Origin of the sequence: Acinetobacter johnsonii (assembly GCF_048551975.1) — a bacterium.
Lineage (GTDB): Bacteria > Pseudomonadota > Gammaproteobacteria > Pseudomonadales > Moraxellaceae > Acinetobacter > Acinetobacter johnsonii_A.
In genome coordinates, this window is the sequence record NZ_JBIMCF010000181.1 from 1 (window position 1) to 288 (window position 288).

The following is a 288-nucleotide window of genomic DNA, read 5'->3' on the forward strand; positions in this document are numbered from 1 at the left end:
TTAACGGCTTCAATAATCCGTTTACGAACAGCTTCATTCTCTTAAAGTGAACGCTTAAGCTCATGTTCTTTCTTAGTGAGTAGGGAAGCATTAAAAAGAACACCCAGAGCCAAAATTTGAACCTTTGGATTCGTATCCTTTAAATAAGGAATAATATCGTCTTCTGCTTCAATTGGGTTTAATTTAGTTAGGGATATAAGAATTGCACTTAATGCATCAGGATTCGATTCATTTTGTTTCAACAAATCAACTAGATTATTGATTTTATCTTCTCGTGAATATGTAGGG

At 33.7% G+C, this 288-nt stretch carries 1 pseudogene; it reads right to left on the bottom strand.

Going from position 1 to position 288, the window contains the following annotated elements:
• Window positions 1-41 precede the first annotated feature (41 nt).
• Window positions 42-288, bottom strand: a pseudogene (locus tag ACG9ZB_RS17155) (HEAT repeat domain-containing protein); the annotation flags it as partial.